Origin of the sequence: Spiroplasma endosymbiont of Megachile willughbiella (assembly GCF_964273395.1) — a bacterium.
GTDB classification, from domain to species: Bacteria; Bacillota_I; Bacilli_A; order Mycoplasmatales; family Mycoplasmataceae; genus Spiroplasma_A; species Spiroplasma_A apis.
This window is the reverse complement of the sequence record NZ_OZ187005.1, coordinates 110,837-133,271: the sequence shown is the minus strand read 5'-3', so window position 1 is coordinate 133,271 and position 22,435 is coordinate 110,837. Positions and strand designations below refer to the sequence as shown.

Annotated in this window: 16 protein-coding genes and 1 pseudogene; 1 reads left to right on the top strand and 16 read right to left on the bottom strand. The window is 30.5% G+C overall.

Features of this window, described 5'->3' with window-relative positions:
• The first annotated feature begins 16 nt into the window (after positions 1 to 16).
• Positions 17 to 709 (top strand): potassium channel family protein, encoded by a 693-nt coding sequence (locus tag ACI2WZ_RS00575; protein ID WP_023788894.1) that lies wholly within the window; start codon positions 17 to 19, stop codon positions 707 to 709.
• Between the two features lie 53 nt (positions 710 to 762).
• Here the strand turns inward: ACI2WZ_RS00575 and gatB are convergent, their stop codons facing one another.
• The 16 genes and pseudogenes from gatB to pflB all read right to left on the bottom strand — a co-directional run bounded on the left by gatB (position 763) and on the right by pflB (position 22,407).
• The gene (gene gatB, locus ACI2WZ_RS00570; RefSeq protein ID WP_500244911.1) at positions 763 to 2,211 is read right to left on the bottom strand and encodes an Asp-tRNA(Asn)/Glu-tRNA(Gln) amidotransferase subunit GatB; all 1,449 of its coding nucleotides are present in this window, start codon (positions 2,209 to 2,211) and stop codon (positions 763 to 765) included.
• Entirely contained in the window at positions 2,204 to 3,670 is a 1,467-nt protein-coding gene (locus ACI2WZ_RS00565) for an amidase family protein (RefSeq protein ID WP_500244910.1), read from the bottom strand. The genes gatB and ACI2WZ_RS00565 overlap by 8 nt, the downstream gene beginning before the upstream one ends.
• Positions 3,670 to 3,960, bottom strand: coding sequence for an Asp-tRNA(Asn)/Glu-tRNA(Gln) amidotransferase subunit GatC (gene gatC, locus ACI2WZ_RS00560; protein WP_500244909.1), 291 nt, complete (start codon positions 3,958 to 3,960; stop codon positions 3,670 to 3,672). Before gatC ends, ACI2WZ_RS00565 begins: the two co-directional genes overlap by 1 nt.
• Positions 3,960 to 5,960, bottom strand: a complete 2,001-nt coding sequence (gene ligA, locus ACI2WZ_RS00555) for an NAD-dependent DNA ligase LigA (protein WP_500244908.1) — start codon at positions 5,958 to 5,960, stop codon at positions 3,960 to 3,962. The genes gatC and ligA overlap by 1 nt, the downstream gene beginning before the upstream one ends.
• An 11-nt stretch (positions 5,961 to 5,971) precedes the next feature.
• Positions 5,972 to 7,591: a hypothetical protein gene (locus ACI2WZ_RS00550; protein ID WP_500244907.1), complete on the bottom strand. Its 1,620-nt coding sequence runs from the start codon at positions 7,589 to 7,591 to the stop codon at positions 5,972 to 5,974.
• 74 nt (positions 7,592 to 7,665) lie between these two features.
• On the bottom strand, positions 7,666 to 9,573 hold the full coding sequence (locus ACI2WZ_RS00545; RefSeq protein ID WP_500244906.1) for a hypothetical protein: 1,908 nt from the start codon (positions 9,571 to 9,573) through the stop codon (positions 7,666 to 7,668).
• Positions 9,574 to 9,609: 36 nt separating this feature from the next.
• Positions 9,610 to 10,503, bottom strand: coding sequence for a pseudouridine synthase (locus ACI2WZ_RS00540; protein WP_500244905.1), 894 nt, complete (start codon positions 10,501 to 10,503; stop codon positions 9,610 to 9,612).
• 8 nt (positions 10,504 to 10,511) lie between these two features.
• A complete protein-coding gene (locus ACI2WZ_RS00535; protein WP_500244904.1) occupies positions 10,512 to 11,516 on the bottom strand; it encodes a CPBP family intramembrane glutamic endopeptidase in 1,005 nt (334 codons plus the stop codon).
• Positions 11,517 to 11,643: 127 nt separating this feature from the next.
• Positions 11,644 to 12,120 (bottom strand): PTS sugar transporter subunit IIA, encoded by a 477-nt coding sequence (locus ACI2WZ_RS00530; protein ID WP_500244903.1) that lies wholly within the window; start codon positions 12,118 to 12,120, stop codon positions 11,644 to 11,646.
• A gap of 61 nt (positions 12,121 to 12,181) precedes the next feature.
• Positions 12,182 to 13,900, bottom strand: a complete 1,719-nt coding sequence (gene ptsP / locus ACI2WZ_RS00525; protein WP_500244902.1) for a phosphoenolpyruvate--protein phosphotransferase — start codon at positions 13,898 to 13,900, stop codon at positions 12,182 to 12,184.
• Between the two features lie 109 nt (positions 13,901 to 14,009).
• Positions 14,010 to 15,830, bottom strand: a complete 1,821-nt coding sequence (locus ACI2WZ_RS00520) for a hypothetical protein (RefSeq protein WP_500244901.1) — start codon at positions 15,828 to 15,830, stop codon at positions 14,010 to 14,012.
• On the bottom strand, positions 15,814 to 16,572 hold the full coding sequence (locus tag ACI2WZ_RS00515) for an ABC transporter ATP-binding protein (RefSeq protein ID WP_023788882.1): 759 nt from the start codon (positions 16,570 to 16,572) through the stop codon (positions 15,814 to 15,816). The genes ACI2WZ_RS00520 and ACI2WZ_RS00515 overlap by 17 nt, the downstream gene beginning before the upstream one ends.
• Positions 16,573 to 16,690: 118 nt before the next feature.
• Entirely contained in the window at positions 16,691 to 16,954 is a 264-nt protein-coding gene (locus tag ACI2WZ_RS00510; RefSeq protein ID WP_023788881.1) for an HPr family phosphocarrier protein, read from the bottom strand.
• 61 nt (positions 16,955 to 17,015) lie between these two features.
• On the bottom strand, positions 17,016 to 19,181 hold the full coding sequence (locus tag ACI2WZ_RS00505; RefSeq protein WP_500244900.1) for an ATP-dependent helicase: 2,166 nt from the start codon (positions 19,179 to 19,181) through the stop codon (positions 17,016 to 17,018).
• An 82-nt stretch (positions 19,182 to 19,263) separates the two neighbouring features.
• Entirely contained in the window at positions 19,264 to 20,013 is a 750-nt protein-coding gene (pflA, locus tag ACI2WZ_RS00500) for a pyruvate formate-lyase-activating protein (protein WP_500244899.1), read from the bottom strand.
• A 54-nt stretch (positions 20,014 to 20,067) separates the two neighbouring features.
• Positions 20,068 to 22,407, bottom strand: a pseudogene (gene pflB, locus ACI2WZ_RS00495) (formate C-acetyltransferase).
• Positions 22,408 to 22,435 lie beyond the last annotated feature (28 nt).

Below are 22,435 nucleotides of genomic sequence, written 5' to 3'. Positions count from 1 at the left end.
AAATGAGGGGCAAAATATGGCTAGAAAGAAAAGTTTCGCTATTATGGGAGCGAATTATTTTGGATTATCTGTAGCCCAGACATTAGAAGAAAAAAAACAACATATAAAAATATTTGATCTAAATGTTGAAAAATTAAATTTATATATGTCTGAGTTTGACTCTATTGAAGCTGTTGTATTAGATACTACCAACAAAGCAGCACTAGAGAAAAATGGAATATCACAATTTGATGGAGTAATTGTTTGTTTTGGAACAAATATGGAAGCAAGTATACTTACTGTTTTAAATTTAATTGATCTAGGTGTTGAAAATATAATCGTTAAGGCAAGAGACAAACATCATAAACGAATTTTATTAGCACTTGGATTAGACGAGGACAAGGTAATCATACCTGATGTAATAACAGGAAAAATGGTTGCAACTAAGTCGCTTTTTGATATTGAAAGTGAGGTTCAATCAACCGATGGAGAATATGTTTTTACAAGCATTAAAGTAGCAGAAGAAAACGTAATTAATAAAACAATCGGAGACGCTGGGTTGAGCTCAAATAAAGACTTCAACATTGTTCAAATTAAAAGAAATGGTAAAATTGTCATACCCGATGAATATACTACTCTCAAAGAAGACGATGTATTAGTCGTTTTCGCTAAGAATCATATGATAAATGACTTAGTTCTTAAAATACGTGGTGAAGATGAGTATGAATAAAAGCATTAACTAAAAAAAGAACCAAGGTTCTTTTTTTAGTTTATTTTGTACAATTATTGATTTTTAAAAGCTGCTTCTGCAAGTTCTTTGATTATATTGATTGCAATATCTGGGTTAACATTTCCACCGGTACATTTCATCAACTCACCCATTATTGTCTTTTCTACCCTTTCAGGTCTGTTTATAAATTGTTCTTTTATCAACGAAGTATTTTTTTCAACAATAGGCATTACTAATCTTTTGATTTCGTCTGTGTCACTTATAAGTTTTCAATTATTTTTCTCTATAATTGAAAGCACGTTTTCATTACTTTTGATTTTTACTGGCATGATCATTTTTACATGTTTTGAAGAAATAACTCCTTTATCTGTGAGTGAGATGATTTTAAATAAGTCTTTTGGTCTTAAATTTGACCCCTTCAGAGTTATATTATCCTTATTTAATATTGCTTTTATTTCTGTTATTAAAAGGTTCGCCACTTTTTTAGGGTCAGCACCATAACTTATTGTCTCTTCAAAAAATAATGTCAAGTTTAAGTCTGAAAGAATATAATTTATATCATCCATTGATAATTTATAATCATCAAAGTATCTTTTTCTTTTTACTGATGGTAACTCAGGTGCATTAATTATAGTTTCATTTATTCATTGTTCATTTAGTTTTATCGGAAAAATATTTGGCTCGCGTGTATATTTATAATCAACCGCATCGTTTTTAACTCTCATTAAGACAGTTTCTTGTTTGCTTTCATCAAAACGTCTAGTTTCTTGTTGAATTTTTTGCCCGTTAAGTAATAAGTCTGATTGTCTTTTGATTTCGAACTCAATAGCTTTTTTTACATTGTTTAGCGAGTTTAAATTTTTAACTTCTACTTTGGAACCATAGCCGTCATATCCAAATGGACGTAAAGAAATGTTTACATCACATCTTAATGACCCTTCGTTCATTTTAACATCACTTACACCTAGGAATAGCAAAATCTCTCTTAAACCATTTACATAAGCAACAGCCTCATCAGATGATCTAATTACTGGTTTAGTAACGATTTCTATCAGCCCTATACCACTTCTGTTATAATCGATAAATGTCAAATTATCTTTGTGTATCTGTTTGGCTGTGTCTTCTTCGATATGAAGTCTTTCTATCTCTATTTTTTTAGAAGTATTGTTATCTAGTTCTATTTCTAAAAAGCCATCTTTCCCTATTGGAAAGAATTGTTGAGTTATTTGAAACCCTTTGACTAAATCAGGGTAAAAATAGTTTTTGCGATCAAATCTTAGTAAGGGGTCTATTTTCAAATTTAATGCATTACACGCAAGTAATGCAAGACGAACACATTCTTTATTAACACTTGGTAAAGCTCCAGGATAACCAAGATCAACCTCGGAAACTTGAGTGTTATGTTCAAGGCCGAAATTAACTGGTGCAGGTGAAAATATCTTTGTATTTGATTTCAACTCTACGTGATTTTCAATACCAATTATTACTTCAAAATTAGTCATTTGTCTCACCCCCATTTTTTTGCTTTGCAACTACTTCTTCTATATACTTAGATACTTGTAATAATTCCAAGTCATTTTTTGGTCTGGCATTTAAATTTATACCTATTGGAAGACCGTTGGATTTAATAAAAGGCAAAGTTATTGAAGGCATACCGTTGAAGTTAGCTAAAATTAAAAGATCTTCAAGAAATACTTTTTCATCGTTATCTCTTTCTTCTACATCAGTACCTAGAACTTCAGAAACTTTAGGTGCCACATTCAAACTTGGTGGCAAAATTAAAATATCTATCTCTTCGTATACTCTTGATAACTCTTCATTAATTAATCGTCGTACCTTTTTAGATTTTGCAAGAAGTCTCTCTTGATTTTCTTTTTTTAACTGAAAACTTCCAATAACAAATCTTCTTTTCACTGTGGATCCAAAGTTTTTTGATCTTGAGTTTCGCATAATTTCAAGGTAATCTTGTCCTTTTTCCCTTTTACCAAAATTAATACCATCCAGGTTCGCGTGTGTGGTTGCACCTTCTGAGAAAGATATCATCATATATACGGCAGTTATAGCATCGAGTAGCTCTTTTTTGAAGTCTACAAAAATAACTTCATGGCCGTCTTTTTTAACCTTATCGAAAAGTTTTTTGTAGCTTCCAAGCAAACTTTTATCCATATATTTTTCTACAGATGTTAAAAAACCAAACTTGATTTTTTCTTTTTTTTCATTTAAGTTTGCAGAAAAACTTTGTTTGTTATCTATTGATGTAAAGTCATTGTGGTCTAAACCGAAAGAAGCATCGCACAATATAGCCATATCTTCTACACTTCTAGTAAAAAACCCAACATGGTCTAAGCTTGGAGAATATGGTATCACACCATATCTAGAAATACTTCCGTAAGTTGGTTTAAAACCAACAATACCTGTATAGCTTGCTGGTTTACGAATTGAATCACCAGTGTCTGTCCCTGTTGAGTAAGGTACTAAACCAGTAGCCACCGCAAAAGCACTTCCGCTTGAGCTTCCACCAATTATTCTTTCTTTATCTAAAGGGTTACGAACTTCTCCGTTGAACGCAAAAAGTCCAGTACCCCCCATACCTAGTTCATCCAAAGTGGCCTTACCACAAAGGATAGCACCAGACTTATCAAGGGTTTCTGTTATTGTTGCGTCAAAAGTAGGATAGTAATTTGATAAAATTCTTGAGCTACCAGTTGTTAGAATGTCTTTTGTCGATATGTTGTCTTTTGTTACATAAGGAATTCCATAAAGTGGATTATCAAAATTTTTTGTTTTTTCCAACTCCTTTGCTCTTTCAAGGGAATGATCTTCGGTTAAAGTCACAAGAAAGTTTGAGCTCATTTCTTCTTTTAGGTTTTTGATAGTTAAATTTGTTAGTTGGGAGATAGTGATTTCCTGATTTTTTAATTTTTCGTTTAGTTCTTTAATACTTAAAAACTTTATTTCCATTAGTTCACTACCTTTTCAATTACCACATAACCTTCTGATGTTTGTGGTGCATTTCTTAAAACTTTTGCTTTTGGTGTTGTTTTTGAAACCTCATCTTCTCTTAAATAGCTATTTGTTAAATCAAAAGGGTAATGTGCTTCCTCAACACCCTCGGTGTTTATTAAAAGAACTTTTTCAAACTTATTTAAAATATCATTTTCCAAGTTTGTAATTTCATTGACCTCATTTTCATCCAATTCCAGCATAACATCGGCTGCTAGCTCTTTTATCAAATTCTTTGTGATTTTCATTAATTTATGTCTCCTATCATATTGTTGAACTCTTCTTCACTTAATATTTTTATGTTTAATTTTATTGCTTTCTCTAATTTACTTCCAGCATCTTTACCTGCTAAAAGATAATCTGTTTTTTTGCTAACACTATCTATAACTTTAGCACCGTAGCTTTCTAAAATATCTTTGAAATGATTTCTTGGTTTAGATAGCGTTCCAGTTATGACAAAGTTTTTGTTGCTAATGGTTTCGTTGAAAACGCTTCCAATATTTCCTAAGTAAATTAAATTAACACCGTTTGCTTTTAAGTCGTTTATTAAATCTATATTTTGAGCTACTTCTCTTCAATCTATTATTGATTTTGCAACAATTGGACCGATATCATATATTTTACTAAAATCTTCGAAACTAGCTTTTAGGATATTGTCAATATTTTGAAAATTAATAGCCAAAGTTTGGGCTGTTTTTTTACCAACATGTCTGATACCTAGTCCAAAGAATATTTTTTCCAAAGAGTTTTTTTTAGAATTTTCGATGGCTGTAAGTAAATTTGAGACAGACTTATCGCCCATTTTGTCGAGTGTTAAAATTTTCTCTTTGCTAGTTTTCAATGTATACAAATCAGAAACTTTTTTGATTAGACCGTTGTCATAAAGTTTTTCAATAATTTTTATACTTAGACCTTCGATATTCATTGCGTCACGAGAGACAAAATGCTCAATACTTCTGATTCTTTTTCTTGGACATAAATTGTTGATACAATATTGGTCTACTTCATCTTCAAATCTTTCAAGTTTTGACTTACATTCTGGACACTCAAGAGGTTCTTTTCAATTTTCAAGGTTATTATAATTCTCATCTTTAACAACTTCTATAACCTCTGGTATTATGTCACCCGCTTTTTTTACCTTGACTTTTGATCCAACTTTTATTTTTCTATTGTGGATAAAGTCAGAATTATGTAAAGTGGCTGCTTGAACAGTAGTACCAGCAAGTTGAACAGGTTCTAGAACTGCATTATAAGTTATTTTCCCTGTTCTACCAACAGTGGCAAAAATGTCTTTCAATAAAGTTTCTTTTATTTCTGCGGGAAACTTATATGCTATTGCTCACTTTGGTGATTTAGATGTATAACCAACTTGATCATATAAATCAAAATTATCTAGTTTGATAACAACTCCATCAATTTCGTAATCAAGTTCGCTTCTTATATTGTTGATATAGTTAATATGTTCCAAGACATCATTAATATTTTCGCATAATTTACCTAACTTATTTACTTTAAAACCAACAGAGTTAATAAAATCTAATGATTCAGAGTGTTTGTGATATTTGATTCTATTCATATAATAATATAAAAAAGCATCTAGATTTCTGCTTGCTGCTATTGATGAGTCTATTTGTCTTAGTGTTCCAGCAGCAGCATTTCGGGGGTTGGCAAAAAGAGGTTCATCGTTTTCTTTTCTTTTTTCATTTATTTTGTAAAACTCTTTTTTAGAAAGAAAAACTTCACCTCTAACTTCAAAATATTCATCTGAATTTTCTATTTTTAAAGGAATACTTTTTATTGTCTTAACATTATTAGTTACATCCTCCCCATAGTAACCATCTCCTCTTGTGACACCTTTTTGTAAAACGCCGAACTTATAAAGAAGAGATATAGATAACCCATCAATTTTTGGTTCAACAAAGTAATTATAATTTTTATTACCTATACTTTTAAATATTTGATCATCGAAATTAATCAAATCACGTTCGTTAAAAGCGTTGCTAAGACTTAGCATAGGCACCTGATGTTTGTGTTTGGCAAACTTATCTAGTACGAGTCCCCCAACCTTTTGAGTTGGAGAATCTGATGTAACTAGTTCTGGATTTAAACTTTCTAGTTCGATAAGTTCTTTCAAAAGTGAATCATATTCAGCATCTGAAACCAAAGGCGCATCTAAAACGTAGTATGCGTGGTTTCACTCATTAAGCTTTTTTTTCAAGCTATCTAACTTTTCCTTTATATTGCTCATAATAATATCTCCTATAAACTTAATCAAGTATATTTTTTAATAATAACTGGTTCATTTGTGCTTACTTTTCGTCTTTTAATAAAGTCGAACAATCAATAAACAACAACATTTAATAATACTATACCCATTACTATCATAACAACACCATTTGTTTTTGTCATATCTGGGTATATGAAGTTTATAAACTTAACAACTATCGGATTGTAGAAAGTTAAATAACTAATCAATATCAAATCAATAATTCCTGTAAGCCCTGTAGTTCTAATTTTTTTCCTAATGAATATTCAAAAAAATGATAAGGCTAAAATAACCATTGCGAGAATAAAAGTTGTTCAAAAGTTAACGTTTTTATTTTTAAATATTGAAGTTCAAACGTAAAGAAAGTTAAGGTAGTTATCGTTTGTTGATACAAACGGCTGCTCCATCCCTAGTGTGATAGCGATGGAAATCAACATAAAACTTATAGGAAGTAGCAATATTGTGAAATTTGTCTTTTGGTCAATAAATATTTCAAACTTTGATACAACCGAATAATTACGAGACATTCAAAAAGCAGTCAATATCAAGAAGACAGTAAGTATTCCAAAAAGAAGACTTTGTATATAATAACCCAAGACAATGTTAAAGAAAAATATATCAATCAATGAGAATATAGAAAGTTTTAGTAAATCTTTAGTGAAGTTTCTAGAGTACGTTTTTTGAATTACAAATATAAATCCATAAAGAAGAAATAATACTTGGTAAGAACTATCTCAAGAAAAACAAATATAACCACCTAAAACCATTCCATTAAAAAATGTGTTATTTCTTTCTCTATACTCAGAAGTGGTGTACTTCAATAATAACATTATTGAATAAAATACTAAGTAAATGAATATTGACTCTCCTCCCCAGAACGATGCGTCAAAGTAGGCTATCAATAATTTACTTATTGAGAATATAATTAGAGATATGGCGAACAAAGCACAAGTATTTATGCTTTTAGTTTTTTTCTTTAAAGCCTCAAACATAGTTATGAATATTGAAGAGAAAAGAAATGCATCAATAATAAAACAAAAAGGTTTTATGAAATCTTGATACTGGTAGGTTTCAATATTACCCAATATTATCAAAGATAGCTGAAAAGTATATCACCCTTGAAATGGTTTGAAACCTAAAAAATTAAATAATGTTGCGTTATTGAAAAATGAAACAGGATTATCTTTTAATCAGTTCAATATTGATAATGTGTTTTTGTGTCGTGCAAAACTAACGTTATTCACGAATTGGATACCTAAAAAATTAATACCTACAATCAAAGCAACTATTCCCATGTAGATGATTGTGTTCAATGAGAAAACGTTTGTTGATAGTCAGTACTTTGAGAAAACAAAACAAAAAGCGATAAACAAAATTGTCAATGCTCATATGAAATATATAAAGAATATATAAGGTAGTACAGAAATAAGTTGTAATGGAAATGTTAGTACTGATATAAATGTGAAATAAGTAAAAAAACCAGCTGCAATTGCTGAAAAACTATTCTTTATTTTAAACTTTAAAAGTTCTAATATAATAGTCCCTGATGTGTAAAACATAAAGATAATAGGTATTGTTAACACAATAGGGAATCAAATTGATAAACTCGTCATTTCTTTTCACCAAACTTATTATACCATTCCCAACATACCAACAATAAGCCTAGAAAAAAATAAAAAAAGGAGTGTTATTTCCCTTTTATAATATAAATTTTTTCATTATTTGAGTTGACATTTATATCTAATGTTTCTAAAGAAATATGGGCAGCTGCACTGTCATCTTTAATTCCATAAAGAGCTTGTGATAGTTGTTCTGTATTGTCGACAATATCATTTACATCTATACCATTCTCTTCAAATCGCTTTTGACGTTCCTCAGCGAGTTTTTTTGTTACTATTTTGTTAATCAATGGCATATTAATCATGATCCCGTTCATCATTTTTGGAGAAAATAAATAAGCGAACAATACTAGCACAACACCAGAAACAAAAATAACTCCAAAGAATAATCCGATTAAAGGTTGAATAGGTGCATTACCTCTTGCTGATGATTCTACATCAAACTTATTTTTTATCACAAATCAATTTATCAAACTCATAGTTATAGCCGGTACTATAAGTATTAAAAAATTATTCAGAACGTGTTTTTTAGTTGAATTGTAAGTTGCGTATTTTCAAACATAAAACCATAAATAAGCATATCTAGCTACTAAAAAGATCATTTTAATTGTGTAAAGAGCAATGATACCTGACACCAATGCGAAGTTTTCCCCACCTGCATTGGTTATCTTACATATATAGCTTATTGCAAAACTTAAAACTATATAAATAGAACCTAAATAGTTTTGGAACTTCGATACTTCCCCATACCTACCCTTTGCATGAATAAGGGTTATTTGTGCTTCGCACAAAATTATTAAAGCTGTTGAACTAGCGTATAGTATAGAAAAGTACGGATTATAAAACATGAATCTCAACGCTTCATCTTCACCGCTCAATGTTTCCAGAGACTTTTGAGCAATATCACCATACAATGCACTGGCAAAATAAGGTGATAATATTGACATATTTATAAAAGTAAACCCAGCCACTAAATAAATATAAAGTTCATATTTTGCGTAGCTTTCTCACTGAATTCTACCCCGTTTGGCAACTAGAACTACAAAGAACTCTCTAAATGATGTAATAAAATTTGTCATAATTAGACGCGTGTTAACCGCAATTACAAGATATAGCGAAAGAGTAGAAGATACTCCAAGACCAAGAACAAGTGATGCTATTATAACGTCAGTATTTAATAATAATGATGTACCAATTGAAGAAACTACAATTTTTCGCTTGGTAGTATTTAGTTTGAAACTATTAAAATCCTTGTAATATTTCAATCAAAGGTATTTCTTTTTTGCATATAAATAAATCATTGCACCTTTAATTGGCGAATAAAGTAATATGGATATAAATGGAATTATGGCATTCACATTTTTTAAACTAAGCAAATAGAACAGTATCCAATATACTGTAATATCTGTGAATAATATTACTAAGCGTCTAATTGAGTTTTTATTATCTGCTGCGATTAAGTTTTCGTAGACATTAAATCAATAAGAACCTACAAAGTTTTTGAAACCAAATATAAGGGTAATAATCAGTAGCGCTCAATAACCTAAAAGTGTAGTCTCGCCGTTTTGAGTGATATTTAACCCAATTTGCTTTCAACTAGAAGTATCAAATATGCTACCATTTGCAGAAACACCAACATATAGAGGATAAATAAATGCTAGTAACAAGACAAGAATTATACTAGTTAAAGCAGATTTTTTATAAGCTTTTTTTGAGGTAGAATAAATTTCGTTAGCGGTTATTCAATCATTTTGAACAATGGGTTTAACCAATAAAATCGTTGTTGCTAAACCAAGAGAACCTTCGGCAGTTGCAATCAATGCCGAAAAGGAACTAACCAACCTGATAAACCCGTTAAATTGTGATCCAAACTTTTCCAAAACCCAATAAATAGTTAAAAATTGAATTATGGCATTAAAAAGCGATATAGTAGTACCGATAATAATACTGAAAATACCCTGTTTTGTAGATACCATTTAGTCCTCCTCCTTATATAAATAATATTTTATCATTTAAACTCTTTTTTTAGATAGGAATTCCTTTCCGTTTAAGTATGCTAAATCATTTTCAAAGTTCTCGAAACGTAACTTGCTTGCAACTAAGCCAATTGCTTTAACACCCGTTCTTTCAGCACCATATCTAAAGTCACCAACTATTGGTGCTTTAAAAAAGCTACATATTGCTCTTATCTGATGTTTTCTGCCTGATAAGAGTTGAATCTCATAAGTATACTTGAGTTTATCAACTAATTTATTAATTTGTTGGCAACTCTTATAACCGGGTTTTTCTATTTCGGAATAAACAGATTTTTGCTTTTCACTATCATATAATATAAATCCCTCAACAAGGCCCTCGGGAAGACTATCATTTTCCAAAGTTGCTTGGTAGTATTTTTGTATTTGCATTTTATTTTGTATTGCGAGAAGCATAACATCTAAAGTCTTTTTATTTTTTGCATAAATTACCAGACCCGCTGTCAGCTTATCTAACCTATGAACATGACTAACAACAAAACTATTTTCTTCTTCTGGACTATATTGTTTTGTTCTTATTAAGTATGTCTTAACCATGTTATCTAGACAAGGATTTATTTGAGAGTGCATTTCTACATTGTGGTTTTTATCAATAATAAGAATGTTTTCATCTTCAAAAATAATATCTAAACTAGAGAAATCACACATTACGAATTCATCTCTTAAAACACTTTGTGATGAGTCGTATACCTTAATCTCATCCCCAGCTTTTAATTTAAGTTTTTGATCTTTTACTTTCTTATTGTTTAATTTGATTTTGTTAGTTCTAAATCATTTATAAATTATAGATAGTTTAGTTGTTTTAAAATTCTTTTTAATGAAGTTAAAAATTGTTTGATTCTCATCATTTTGATTTACGTTTAAAATTGTCATTATTTCTCCTATATGAATATTGATACTAATAATAGTATGAACGATATTAAATTGTTAGTTAGGTGTAACATTCATGAGTAAGTTACATTCCCTTTGGTTAAAATAAAAGCACCACCCAAAATAAAACCACTTGATATGTAGCTCAGTGAATGAATATAATCACCTGTAAAACCAAAGTGTAGAAAACCAAAGTAAATTGAGCTTGTAATGTATGCGAACCACTTATTAGAAACATTCAAGAATCAGCAATTACGAGTTACTATTTCTTCACAAATAGGTGCTAATAAAACAACATATATAAATAAAATAGACAAGTAAATAACTTTTGTTATGGTAGGTGTGTTTTTATTTTTTAGCGGTCCTATTAAACTTTCTTGATTATTAGATTCGCCTTTTATATTAAATATTCAGTTATACAAATATACAAATATACCTTGACAGATAGCCAAAATAAGCACTATACCAACAAATGTAACAAGTAATAACTTTACTTTTTGAGTCTTTAAAGTTTCTTTAATTCTTTTAAATATAGTACGGTCCTTAGTCATGACCAAGATAACAAGGATGGTGGTTGACACAATATATAATCCTATGGTTAAAAAACTTTTGATATCATCTGAGTTCGGTATACTCAATAAAAAGATACTTAATAGAAGAGCTAATACAGGTTGTAAGAATGTATAAATGTAAAATCATCCATAACCATTTTTTCAAAAGCCCGAACCGTTTCGCATATAATTGAATATAAAACCAACACCAACAGATATAAGAGTTAGTACTTGGAGTGTTGCTTGTACATTTACCGAATTTTGTAAATTGAAAAAAATTGTAAAAATTATCGATAACAATAAGGGTACAAATAATGCAGAACTTGCAAAAATCATACCGTCAGTTTTTCAGTTTAATATATCAAACTTAAAATTATGGTTAGTAGAAAAATGTTTATCTTGTCAACTTTTAAAATCAAGTTGTTTGTTTTTTTTATTTTTTGGATGAATTTTCACATTACTCACAATAAGCCACCTTTTTGTCACTATCTAAATTATAACGAGAACTCTGCAAGAAATAAAAAAATAAAAAAAATCTCTTTTTATAATTGTGGTTAAAGTTCACCAAAATTATTTTTGAGATTTTATTAATTTATTTTACGATTGCAACCAAGTCGCCTTTTGCTACTTTTCCTTTTTTTACTATTTCTAACTTTTTGCCTTCCATAGAGTCAATAGTAAATATTAAAGGTGATTGTGTAGAAGGAACTTTTTTAGCCACTTCTTCTAAGTCAACAACAACTAACTGGTCACCTGCAGATACTGTTTGACCTTGTTTAACTTTTACATCAAAACCTTCACCTTCTAGGGTAACTGTATCTAAACCTATATGTAAAAGAATTTCTACTCCATTTTTACTTTCTATTCCATAAGCATGTCCGGTTGGGAAAACAGTTACTAACTTTCCAGCCATTGGTGCAACAAAATCACCATTAGATGGTACGAAGGCTAAACCATCACCCATCATTCCTTCTGCAAAGACCTCATCTTCTACTTTTGCTAAGTCTATTATTTCACCATCAACTGGTGAAAAAATTTCAATACTTTTATTTTTTGTGAATAAACCCATATTTAAGCACTCTCCTCTTTCATTAATATGATATCGTAATACATTGCATTAGTTTAATAGTTTATTTATTTTTCATCAAATTTTTCACTAGTTCTAATACTTGTTCCGAAGTATCACACTCTAATGCTTTTGAAGCCAAATCTTTTGTTTCTTGAGTAGTTAGTTTTGACATTATGCTTCTTGCTTTCAAAATACTAGTTGCAGACATAGAATAAGCATCAAGCCCAAGACCCATCAATAGTGGTATAGCGTCTGGTTCTCCAGCCATTTCTCCACACATTCCAGCTCATTTCCCGTGTTTATGTGCTCCGTCTATTGTAAGTTTCAACAACTTTAAAATAGAAGGGTTAAAAGGTTGATATAAGTAGGTTACATGCTCACTCATTCTATCTGCAGCCATAGAATATTGAATAAGGTCATTTGTTCCAACACTGAAAAAGTCAGAGTATTTAGCAAATTGTTCAGCATGAATTGCTGCTGCTGGTATTTCAACCATCATACCAATTTGTAGGTCTTTTCCGACACTTACACCTTCACTCTCAAGTTGTTTTTTACATTCTAAAGTAAAGTTTTTAGCCGCTAAGAACTCATCAACTGTTGCTATCATAGGGAACATAATTCCAACAGGACCGAAAGCACTTGCTCTAAGTAATGCTCTAATTTGGTCTCTGAAAATATCTTTTCTATCAAGTGTAAATCTTATTGCTCTGTATCCTAAAAATGGGTTCATTTCATGAGGAAATTCGAAGTAAGATAATTTTTTATCGCCACCAATATCTAGTGTACGTATAATAGTTATTTTACCATTCATATCTGAGACAACTTTTTTGTATGCCTCAAATTGTTCTTCTTCTGTAGGGAAGTGATCGTTATCCATATACAAAAATTCAGATCTAAATAAACCTATTCCTTCTCCACCATTTTCTAGGACAGCACTAACATCTTTGGGACTACCAATGTTACCTTCTAAAACAAATTTATCATAACCGTCTTTTGTTAATGTTTTTTTTGTTTTAAATTGTTCTAGCTCAGCTTTTTCCTTCAAGAAGTTTTCAGCTTTCTTGATTCATTCTTCTTTACTTACTGGGTTTATTTCTACTTCTCCTGAGTTACCGTCAATCGCAAGGATATCTCCGTTTTTAGCTTCTTCCAATATTGTTTTCAGACCAAGAACCGCTGGTATTTCCAAACTTCTTGCCATTATTGCTGCGTGACTTGTTCTACCACCAATATTACATGCAAATCCTTTTACGTATTTTGGATTTAATTGTGCTGTTTGGCTAGGTGTTAAATCTTCTGCTACAATTACAACTTCTTCTGAAATGGTAGCAAGATCAACTACAGGCAATTTTAGAACGTATCTAATCAATCTATCTGTAACATCCTTAATGTCTGCTGCTCTTTCTTTAAAATATTCATCTTCCATTGCATTAAACATCTCAATAAACTTGTTTGCCACTTCACTGATTGCTTTTGCTCCGTTATAATTTTTAGATTTTATTAATTCTGTGAACTCTTCAGCCATAGCAGGGTCTTCTAAAATTGACGCATGTGCTTCGAATATAGCAGCCTTTTCTTCACCTAACTTCTCTTTTGCAATAACTTGAAGATTTTCTAAATCTTTTTTTGCATTTATGATTGCTAGATTGACATTATTTAATTCTTCTTCTGTGTTAGTAATATTATTTTGAGGTATTATGATTGGTTGTTCATCCAATAAATAAACCTTAGCTAAAGCTATACCGTTGCTGGCACCAATACCATTTAATTTTGTTGACATTATTACGTATTCCTCCTAATTTATTAAACATACTTATTATACAAAATTATTACCCCTATATTTTTAGTTTTTTTTATTAAAAAAATAACCCAAGTTAGGGTTATTTGTTTTAGATTTTAGATTTTCTTTTAAATATTAAAGCAGAGAATAATATGAATATTCCTGTCGCTACGATTCAACATGAAACAGATAATCAATAATTTATTCCACCTTTTGCTTTTAATTTTGAGTCAAATATAGGCTCGAAATTTTTTAAAAGCTGATTGCTTGCTGATTTTTCTTTAGCATATTGAATATCAGCTGGTGTTATATATTTGATCCCTTCATAAGGAGTGATAATTGTTGTGCTAAGATCTGAATAAAAATAATCCATATAAAAGGGGTCGTTAGAATATCCTCTATAAATTCAAGAGAAGTTGCCTAAAAAGTTGATGTTATTGAATTGGTTAGCCTTATTATAAACACTATTATATTTTTCTAAGGCATCTTCGAAAGTTAAGTCCTCTTGATAAGTTTTGAATACATCTACGAAATTAAAGTTATCAAAATTAGTTGCAACATTATATAATTGTGTAACTAAAAAGTTCATAACCATTAATTCTGGGTGTTCATTATAAAAGTTAAATAATCCTTTGTTGTATTCTAAATCATGTTTATCTTCTTCTGAAGGTCTTGAAGAATTCTCTGTTTCACCCAATATCAAGTTGGTTGTTCCAACAATTCTTGGTAATAACGAATTGCCTTTAAAACTTATTGAGTAGTTTGAAATGTATGATTCATTTGCTAATCCATATCAATATTTATTGTAAACAGATGTTGCATAATCAAATAATTCAGATAAATTTTTTGTTTTTTCATTTCCTTTTAGAAAATTTGAATAAGCTTTCAAGTTAAGTGGTGATCTACTTGTTTGATTTGTAAATGAACCAAATAAATAATTACTGTCTAAGTTTTTAATTGTGGTGTCTGATTTATAATCTTTTGTAACCTCATAAACTGGTTTTAAAACATTGTCATAAATTTTTCAATTTTTAAGTACATTATCTTTAGTTGTATAAGATTCTATACTTGATTGTCCCATAAATAGGGCTCTTGCTAATAAATTATTAGAAATCTTTCCGTCATCCTTAGAAAACTGATTAAATAAGTTACCTAATTCACCGTAAGGTTTTGAATCAGTAAACACATCTTTCATGATAGAATGAGTTTTAAATTTTTGATAAAAGTCGCTTCCTAGCTCATATCTTTTATTAATTAAAGAAAGTTTTTTAGTTTTCTCATATTTTTCAAAACTACCTGTATTACTTAGTTTTGTTGAAAGTCCAATTGCCATCGGTGTGAAACAAATTGCAAGAACAACAACAATATTCAATAGAGTACCTATAGCTGAAGTAAATAAAGAAGTGATTATAGTTATAAATGGGTATACAACTATCGCAAAGAAGTAAAGAAATAATATTTGTGGTACTTGAATTTTAGATACTAAGTCGCTATCTAATTTTCCAGTATAAATAATTGGTAATGAGATTAACACATATATAGTTACATACATTAATATAACTATCATTGATAATACATATCTTAGAAAAAAAGAATTTCAAATATTAATACCTGCCCTTAATTCAATGTTCAATATTCCTTCATTTATATGTTTTTTATAAAAAAACAAAGAGACTAATGACATAAAAAGACCAAAAGTGAATAATACGATAATGTAATAAATTGACTTGGTTACTAATGAATTTGTTAAAACAGACTCGAAAGTTTTTCCTGTGTGAGCTCCAATTAATAATAGTAATATATTCAAGACTAATACAATTGAACCAATAATAATTGTTGGTTTATATCTTAATATTTGTTTTAAGTTAATCCCTAGGAGGATCTTTGTTGTTTTAAATTTGTTACCAAATTTGTTAGATTGCTTTTCCATTTTGTCCTCCTTTATAAACATTATTTAGATTACTTAGATCTATTTTTTTGGGATCTACGAATTTTTTATAAATATCTATAATTCTTTCTTTTTGGTTATCAATAATTTTATCGAAAACAATTTCGCCATTTTTAATTAGAACTAAGTGATTTGCAATTTCTTGTAATTCCTCTATTATGTGACTAGTTATCATTATTGTTACACCATAGGTGTTTAATTCTTTCAATATAGATATAAACTCAAGTTTTGATTCAACATCTAAATTTGCTGTTGGCTCATCAAGAATTATATATTTCGGACCTCTAATAAGAACGCTTGCCATTATAGCTTTTTTCTTTCAACCTGCCGAAAGCTCTTTTAGTTTTTTACCCTTGTGCTTATCTAAACCCAACATATTGTAAATTGGCTCAATGTTAGGCATAAAGTCTTTTTTTTCCATACCATTTGCGGCACACAAATAGTGAATATACTCATTAAGTTTCATATCTAAAGGTATATTGTTTGTGTCAGGGAAAAAAGCCACATTTTTTAAGTTATTATTCTCGTGAAGATTTTCACCATTAAGCAAAACATTCCCTTCTTTAAGTCTTACCTCTCCAAAAAGTGCTTTAATTGTTGTGGTTTTACCTGCTCCGTTATCGCCAATAAATGCAACAATATCACCTTGATTTATATTAAAAGAAACATTTTTTATACCTGTTCCATTTTTAAAAGTTCTAGTAAGGTTTTTAATTTCAATCATATTTTTACTCCAATCTTGAAAGAATTATATCATTATTGGTCTAGTAAAAAAGTTTTAAAAATTAAAATAATTATATATACCTAAGAATAAAAAAAATGAGTTACTACTCATTTTAATTTTAGATAATTGAATTATCTTTCATAGCTTGTTCAATAGCTGCAATTGCTTCTTTTTCGTCATCACCAGTTGCTTCGATTGTAACATCTGCACCAGATTTAACAGCAAGCGCCATAACGTTCATAATAGATTTAAGGTTTCCCTCTTTGTCTCCTGATTTTATTTTAATTTCAGAAGCAAATTTAGAAGCTTCCTTAGTTAAAACAGAAGCTGGTCTTGCATGTAATCCTACTGGATCAATAACTTTAGCTGTAAATGAAGTCATTTTTTATATCCTCCTAACAAATATATTATATAGAAAAGTAAATACTTGTGATAAGAAAGTGTTACTTTTTGCTTCAAGATTTAGATACTATCGGAATAGATTTGGTTCCATATGATGGATTCGAAAATGCAATTACAAGATATTTATCTGTAATAGAAGTAACAATTCCTTCACCAAACATTATGTGATCGACTTTATCACCTTTAAATACACCAGACTCTATTTTGGTTGGTTCTTTATGAACCAAACCAGTAGAATACATTTGGCTTGTCATCTCAGTTGGAGAATGAAAGTAAATATTTTTTTCAAAGTCGTATAAACTTGGATCCAATTCTCTAATAAACCTAGATTCTCCAAGTTCACCACCCACTAAATATGAAAACCCACCTGATACATAGCTAATAAAGAGCATTTCTTGCGCTCTTGTTATTGCCACATAAAAGGCTCGTCTCTCTTCTTCGAGATTCTCCATACTTGTAAATGCTCGTTTTGAAGGGAAAATATCTTTATTTAATCCGACGATGAAAACAACCTTATTTTCCAATCCTTTAGCTGCATGTATAGTTAGAAGAGTAACTTTATTTGGAACTTCAGGAGTCTCAGATGAGCTAGATAACGACTCTTCTTGTAAGAATTTAATTAATCTATTAATTTCTGGTTTTTCTAAATCATACTCTTCATCAAACTTTTGAAACTGATCATAATAGGCTCTTAAGTTTTGAAGGCTTTCTAAATCTTCTTTTGATTGAGAATTTATTTTGTCTTCGTAGCCACTCAGTTTTATCATTGCCTTCGCAAGAGTGGCTAGTTTAGTGTTCTCCATAAACATCTCATTTCCTGTTTTTAGAGTTATTATCAAAGAGTCTAAGTTCTTTGTTATTTCTTTTACTTTATTCTCGTGTTGAGTTAAAAAGTCGAACATGTTCAAATTCATTTCCTTTGCCGCAGCAAAAAGTTTTACAGATGTAACCGAACCCACTTTTGGAGTGAAATCAAATATTCTTTCAAATGATAAATCATCTTTGATTGAGATCGCTTTTAATAACGCTGTTGCATCTTTTATAACTTTACGTTCCCTAAATTGATAACCACCAACTAAACTGAAAGGTATTTTAGCATTGGCAAATTCTTTTTCAATTTCTTGTGACCAAGCATTTATTCTGAAAATCACATAAATATCTTTATATTCGTATTGCTTGCCTTTAACAAGTTCTTGAATTTTCTTAGCAACAAACTTAGCTTCAAAATTTGTGGAAGACGCTTCTTTGATGGATACTCTACTACCCTCGGTTTTTAATGTATAGATTTCTTTGTCTTCACGATTTTTGTTTTTTATAATAAAATTGTTTGCTAAATCGACAATGGGTTTTGTTGATCTATAATTTTGCGTCAATAAAATTGTTCGTGCTTTTGGGTAAACTTGTTCAAAGTTCATAATAATCCTTAACTTAGCACCCCTTCAAGAATAAATTGTTTGATCAGGGTCACCAACAACTGTTAAACAGTTTCTATCACCAAGTAGTCATTGAATTAAGTTAAATTGTATGTCATTGGTGTCTTGAAACTCATCGACAAGTATATAATCAAAGCGGTTTTTTCATTTTGTACGAATTTCAGTATTTGTTCTAAAAAGAGTGTGAACTTTCAATATAAGATCATCAAAATCAAGCAAGTTTTTATTTTCAAGGTACTTTAAGTACTCTCGGTAAATAGTAGCAAAATGTTTTTCTTGATGAGTATATAAAGATTCTCTTGCCTCTTCTCAATCTATAAAATGGTTTTTTCAACCACTGATTTTTGATGCACACTTTCTTGTAAAACTTTTATCATCGATATCAATATTCAGTTCTTTGATAATGTTTCTAAAAATTTTTGCTTGGTCAGAAGTGTCTATAATCACGAAATCTTTTTTTAAGTTACAGTGTTCAAAATCTTCTCTAAGGACTCTTACACAAAATGAGTGAAACGTACTTATGAAAGGCTTGTCTGAGCCTGGACCTATCATTTTTTCTACTCTTTCTTTCATCTCGTTTGCCGCTTTGTTAGTAAAAGTCACTGCCAAAATCTTGTAAGGAGCTATATTCTCTTGTTTAACTAGATATGCAATTTTAGTTGTTACTACTCTCGTTTTACCACTACCTGGACCCGCGATAATTCTTACAGGTACGTCTGTTGTAATAACACTATCTAACTGTTGATCATTTAATATGTTTAATAAATTTTTCATATACTCACTCCTTGTAACTTTTTTATAATAACAATTATTTATAGAAAAAATCAAAAAATCAAAAAAAAGACCGAAGTCTTTCTTAACTATTGTTTTTCTTTATATCCAACATTCCTAATTTTATTATGTCACGACATTCTTTTACATATTCTTTGCTTGGTGGAATGACATCTTTTAAATGAAACTTCATTTTAAGGTTTTCATATTTTGGAATCATCAGGTTATGATAAGGTAGCATCTCAAGTCTTTCCATATTTTTTAATCTGCCGACAAATTGTCCTAACTTAAATAAATCGTCTTTGTCATCTGTCCACCCAGGAACTAGTACGTGTCTGACTCACATTTTTGCCCCGTTTTTGTCCAAAAAATTGATAGCTTCCAGAATATTAATGTTTGGTCTTGAAGTCAAATTTATGTGTTTATCATTGTCTATGTGCTTTAAGTCCGCTAAAGTTAAATCCGTATACTTCAAAAGCTCCAATCATTGCGCCTCAACTTTCGGTATGCTTTGAAAAGTACCAAAACAAGTATCTAGGCAAGTATGTATATTTCTAGACTTAGCCTGTTTGAAAAGTTCAATACAAAATTGCATCTGAGTTGTTGCTTCACCACCAGACAAAGTTATTCCTCCTTTTTCATAAAATGATCTATTTTTTTCAAAAAGTTCTAGGACTTCATCAACGGTAATAGTTTTTTCTTTGCTAAACTCAAGAGTCTCAGGGTTGTGACAATATTTACAACGAAGTAAACAGCCTTGTAGGAATATAACAAGTCTTATACCAGGACCATCAACAGCACCAAAAGTCTCTATACTATTATAATAACCAACCATATTACACCTTCCATTTAAAAAGGACTAATCTTAGTCCTTTTTTATAAATTTATATTACATTGACTGGTGAAAAGTTCTTGATATAACTTCATCTTGTTGTTGTTTTGTTAGTTTGACAAAGTTAACTGCATAACCAGATACTCTAATAGTTAATTGTGGATACTTGTCAGGATTCATTTGAGCATCCTTTAGGATATGACGATCTAAAACGTTTACATTTAGATGGAATCCTCCGTTTTTCATATAACCGTCAAGCATGTTGACTAAGTTTTCTTGTTGTTGTTTTGACATATATTTATCTCCTTTACGTCTTAATACGATTTATTTTATTTTTGCTTCTTCTGGTATTTCTCCAGATACTTTGAAATCTCCTGCTATAACTAAATCTTCGTCTTTACCTAAGGCGTTAGGTATTACAGAAAATGTATTAGAAATTCCATCTGATGCATGTTTGAATGGAATTTTAGACACTGATTTTAATGAAGCTACTGCACCAGTGCAGTCTCTTCCGTGCATAGGGTTAGCTCCTGGGGCAAAAGCTTCTGGGAACTTTCTTCCACAAGGAGTATCACCTGTTGATTTTCCATAAACAACATTTGATGTAATTGTTAGCACTGACATTGTAGGTTCAGAACCTTTATATGTTTGGTGACTTCTTACTTTATTCATAAATATTTTTACAATATCTTTGGCAATTGTATCTACTCTATCGTCATCATTTCCATATTTAGGGAAATCACCTTCTGTTTTATAGGATACAACAATACCGTCTTTATCTCTAACTGGATAAACTTTTGCATACTTAATTGCAGAAAGTGAGTCTGCTACTACGCTCAGACCTGCAATCCCTGTAGCGAAGAATTTGTGCATTTTAGTGTCGTAAAAACACATTTCGGCACTTTCATAATAATATTTATCATGCATATAATGTATTACGTTTAAAGTATTTACATATTTATCAGCAACTCAAGACATCATATTATCAAACTTGTTTCAAACTTCATCAAAGTTTAAACTTTTATCTCCTGTAGTTACTGGTTCGAATCTTGGTGAAATTTGTTCCTTAGATATTTCATCAACTCCACCGTTAATTGCGTATAATAGTGTTTTCGCTAAATTAGTTCTGGCACCAAAGAATTGCAACTGTTTACCAACCTGCATCGGACTAACACAACAAGCTATTGCATAATCATCTCCGTGAGTGGTTCTCATAATGTCATCATTCTCATATTGCATTGAAGAATACAAGATTGAATATTTAGCACAAAACTGCTTGAAATTATTTGGTAAGTTTTGAGCCCATAATATAGTTAAATTAGGCTCTGGTGAAGGCCCCATATTAGATAAGGTATGAATAAACCTATAACAATTTTTGGTTACTAGTGTTCTACCATCTAACCCCATTCCACCAATTGATTCTGTAGCTCAAACAGGGTCTCCTGAGAAAACTTCATTATAGGCGGGTGTTCTTGTAAATTTTACAATTCTTAGTTTCATTACTAAATGATCTACTAGCTCTTGAGCTTCGGTCTCGGTAAGTATTTTGTTTTTTAAATCTCTTTCCAAATAAATATCTAAGAAAGTAGCTACTCTACCAAAAGATTCGGCTGCCCCGTTGTTTTGTTTGATCGCCGCTAAATAAGCTAAATATGTGAACTGAAAAGCTTCTTTTGCATTTTTGGCAGGTTTAGTTACATCAAAACCGTAAGACTTCGACATAGTTACAATGTCATTTAATGCATTAATTTGTTCAGCAATTTCTTCTCTTAATCTAATTTTATCTTCTGTCATCTCTCCATCAATTAAAGCTGCATCACTTATTTTTTCTTGTATCAGAAAATCAGTTCCGTAAAGAGCCAACCTTCTATAGTCACCAATAACTCTACCTCTTCCGTAAGTATCAGGTAGACCTGTTACAATATGACTTCTCCTAATTTTACGCATATCTGGAGTATATGCATCAAATACTCCCTGATTATGTGTTTTTCTATATTTGGTAAAAATTTCTTTAACTCGTTCAGTTACTTCAAAACCGTAAGATTCGTTGGCTTGGACTGCCATGCTAATCCCACCCCATGGCATTAGAGCTCTTTTGAAAGGCTTATCAGTTTGAAGACCCACAATTTTTTCTAGACTTTTATCGATATAACCAGGACCGTGAGAAGTTACAGTGGATGGAACGTCATTATCAACATCCAAAACCCCACCAGCTTCTTTTTCTTTCTTAGTTAATTCCATGATTTTATCTCAAAGTATTTTGGTACCTTCTGTTGGACCCATTAAAAAGGTGTCATCCCCAATGTACGGTTCATAGTTAGCTTGAATAAATCCTCTAACATCAACCTCTTCCGTTCATTGACCTTTTTTAAAGCCCTCTCATTCTTTGTATCTCATATTTATCCTCCTCGTATCTATTATCACA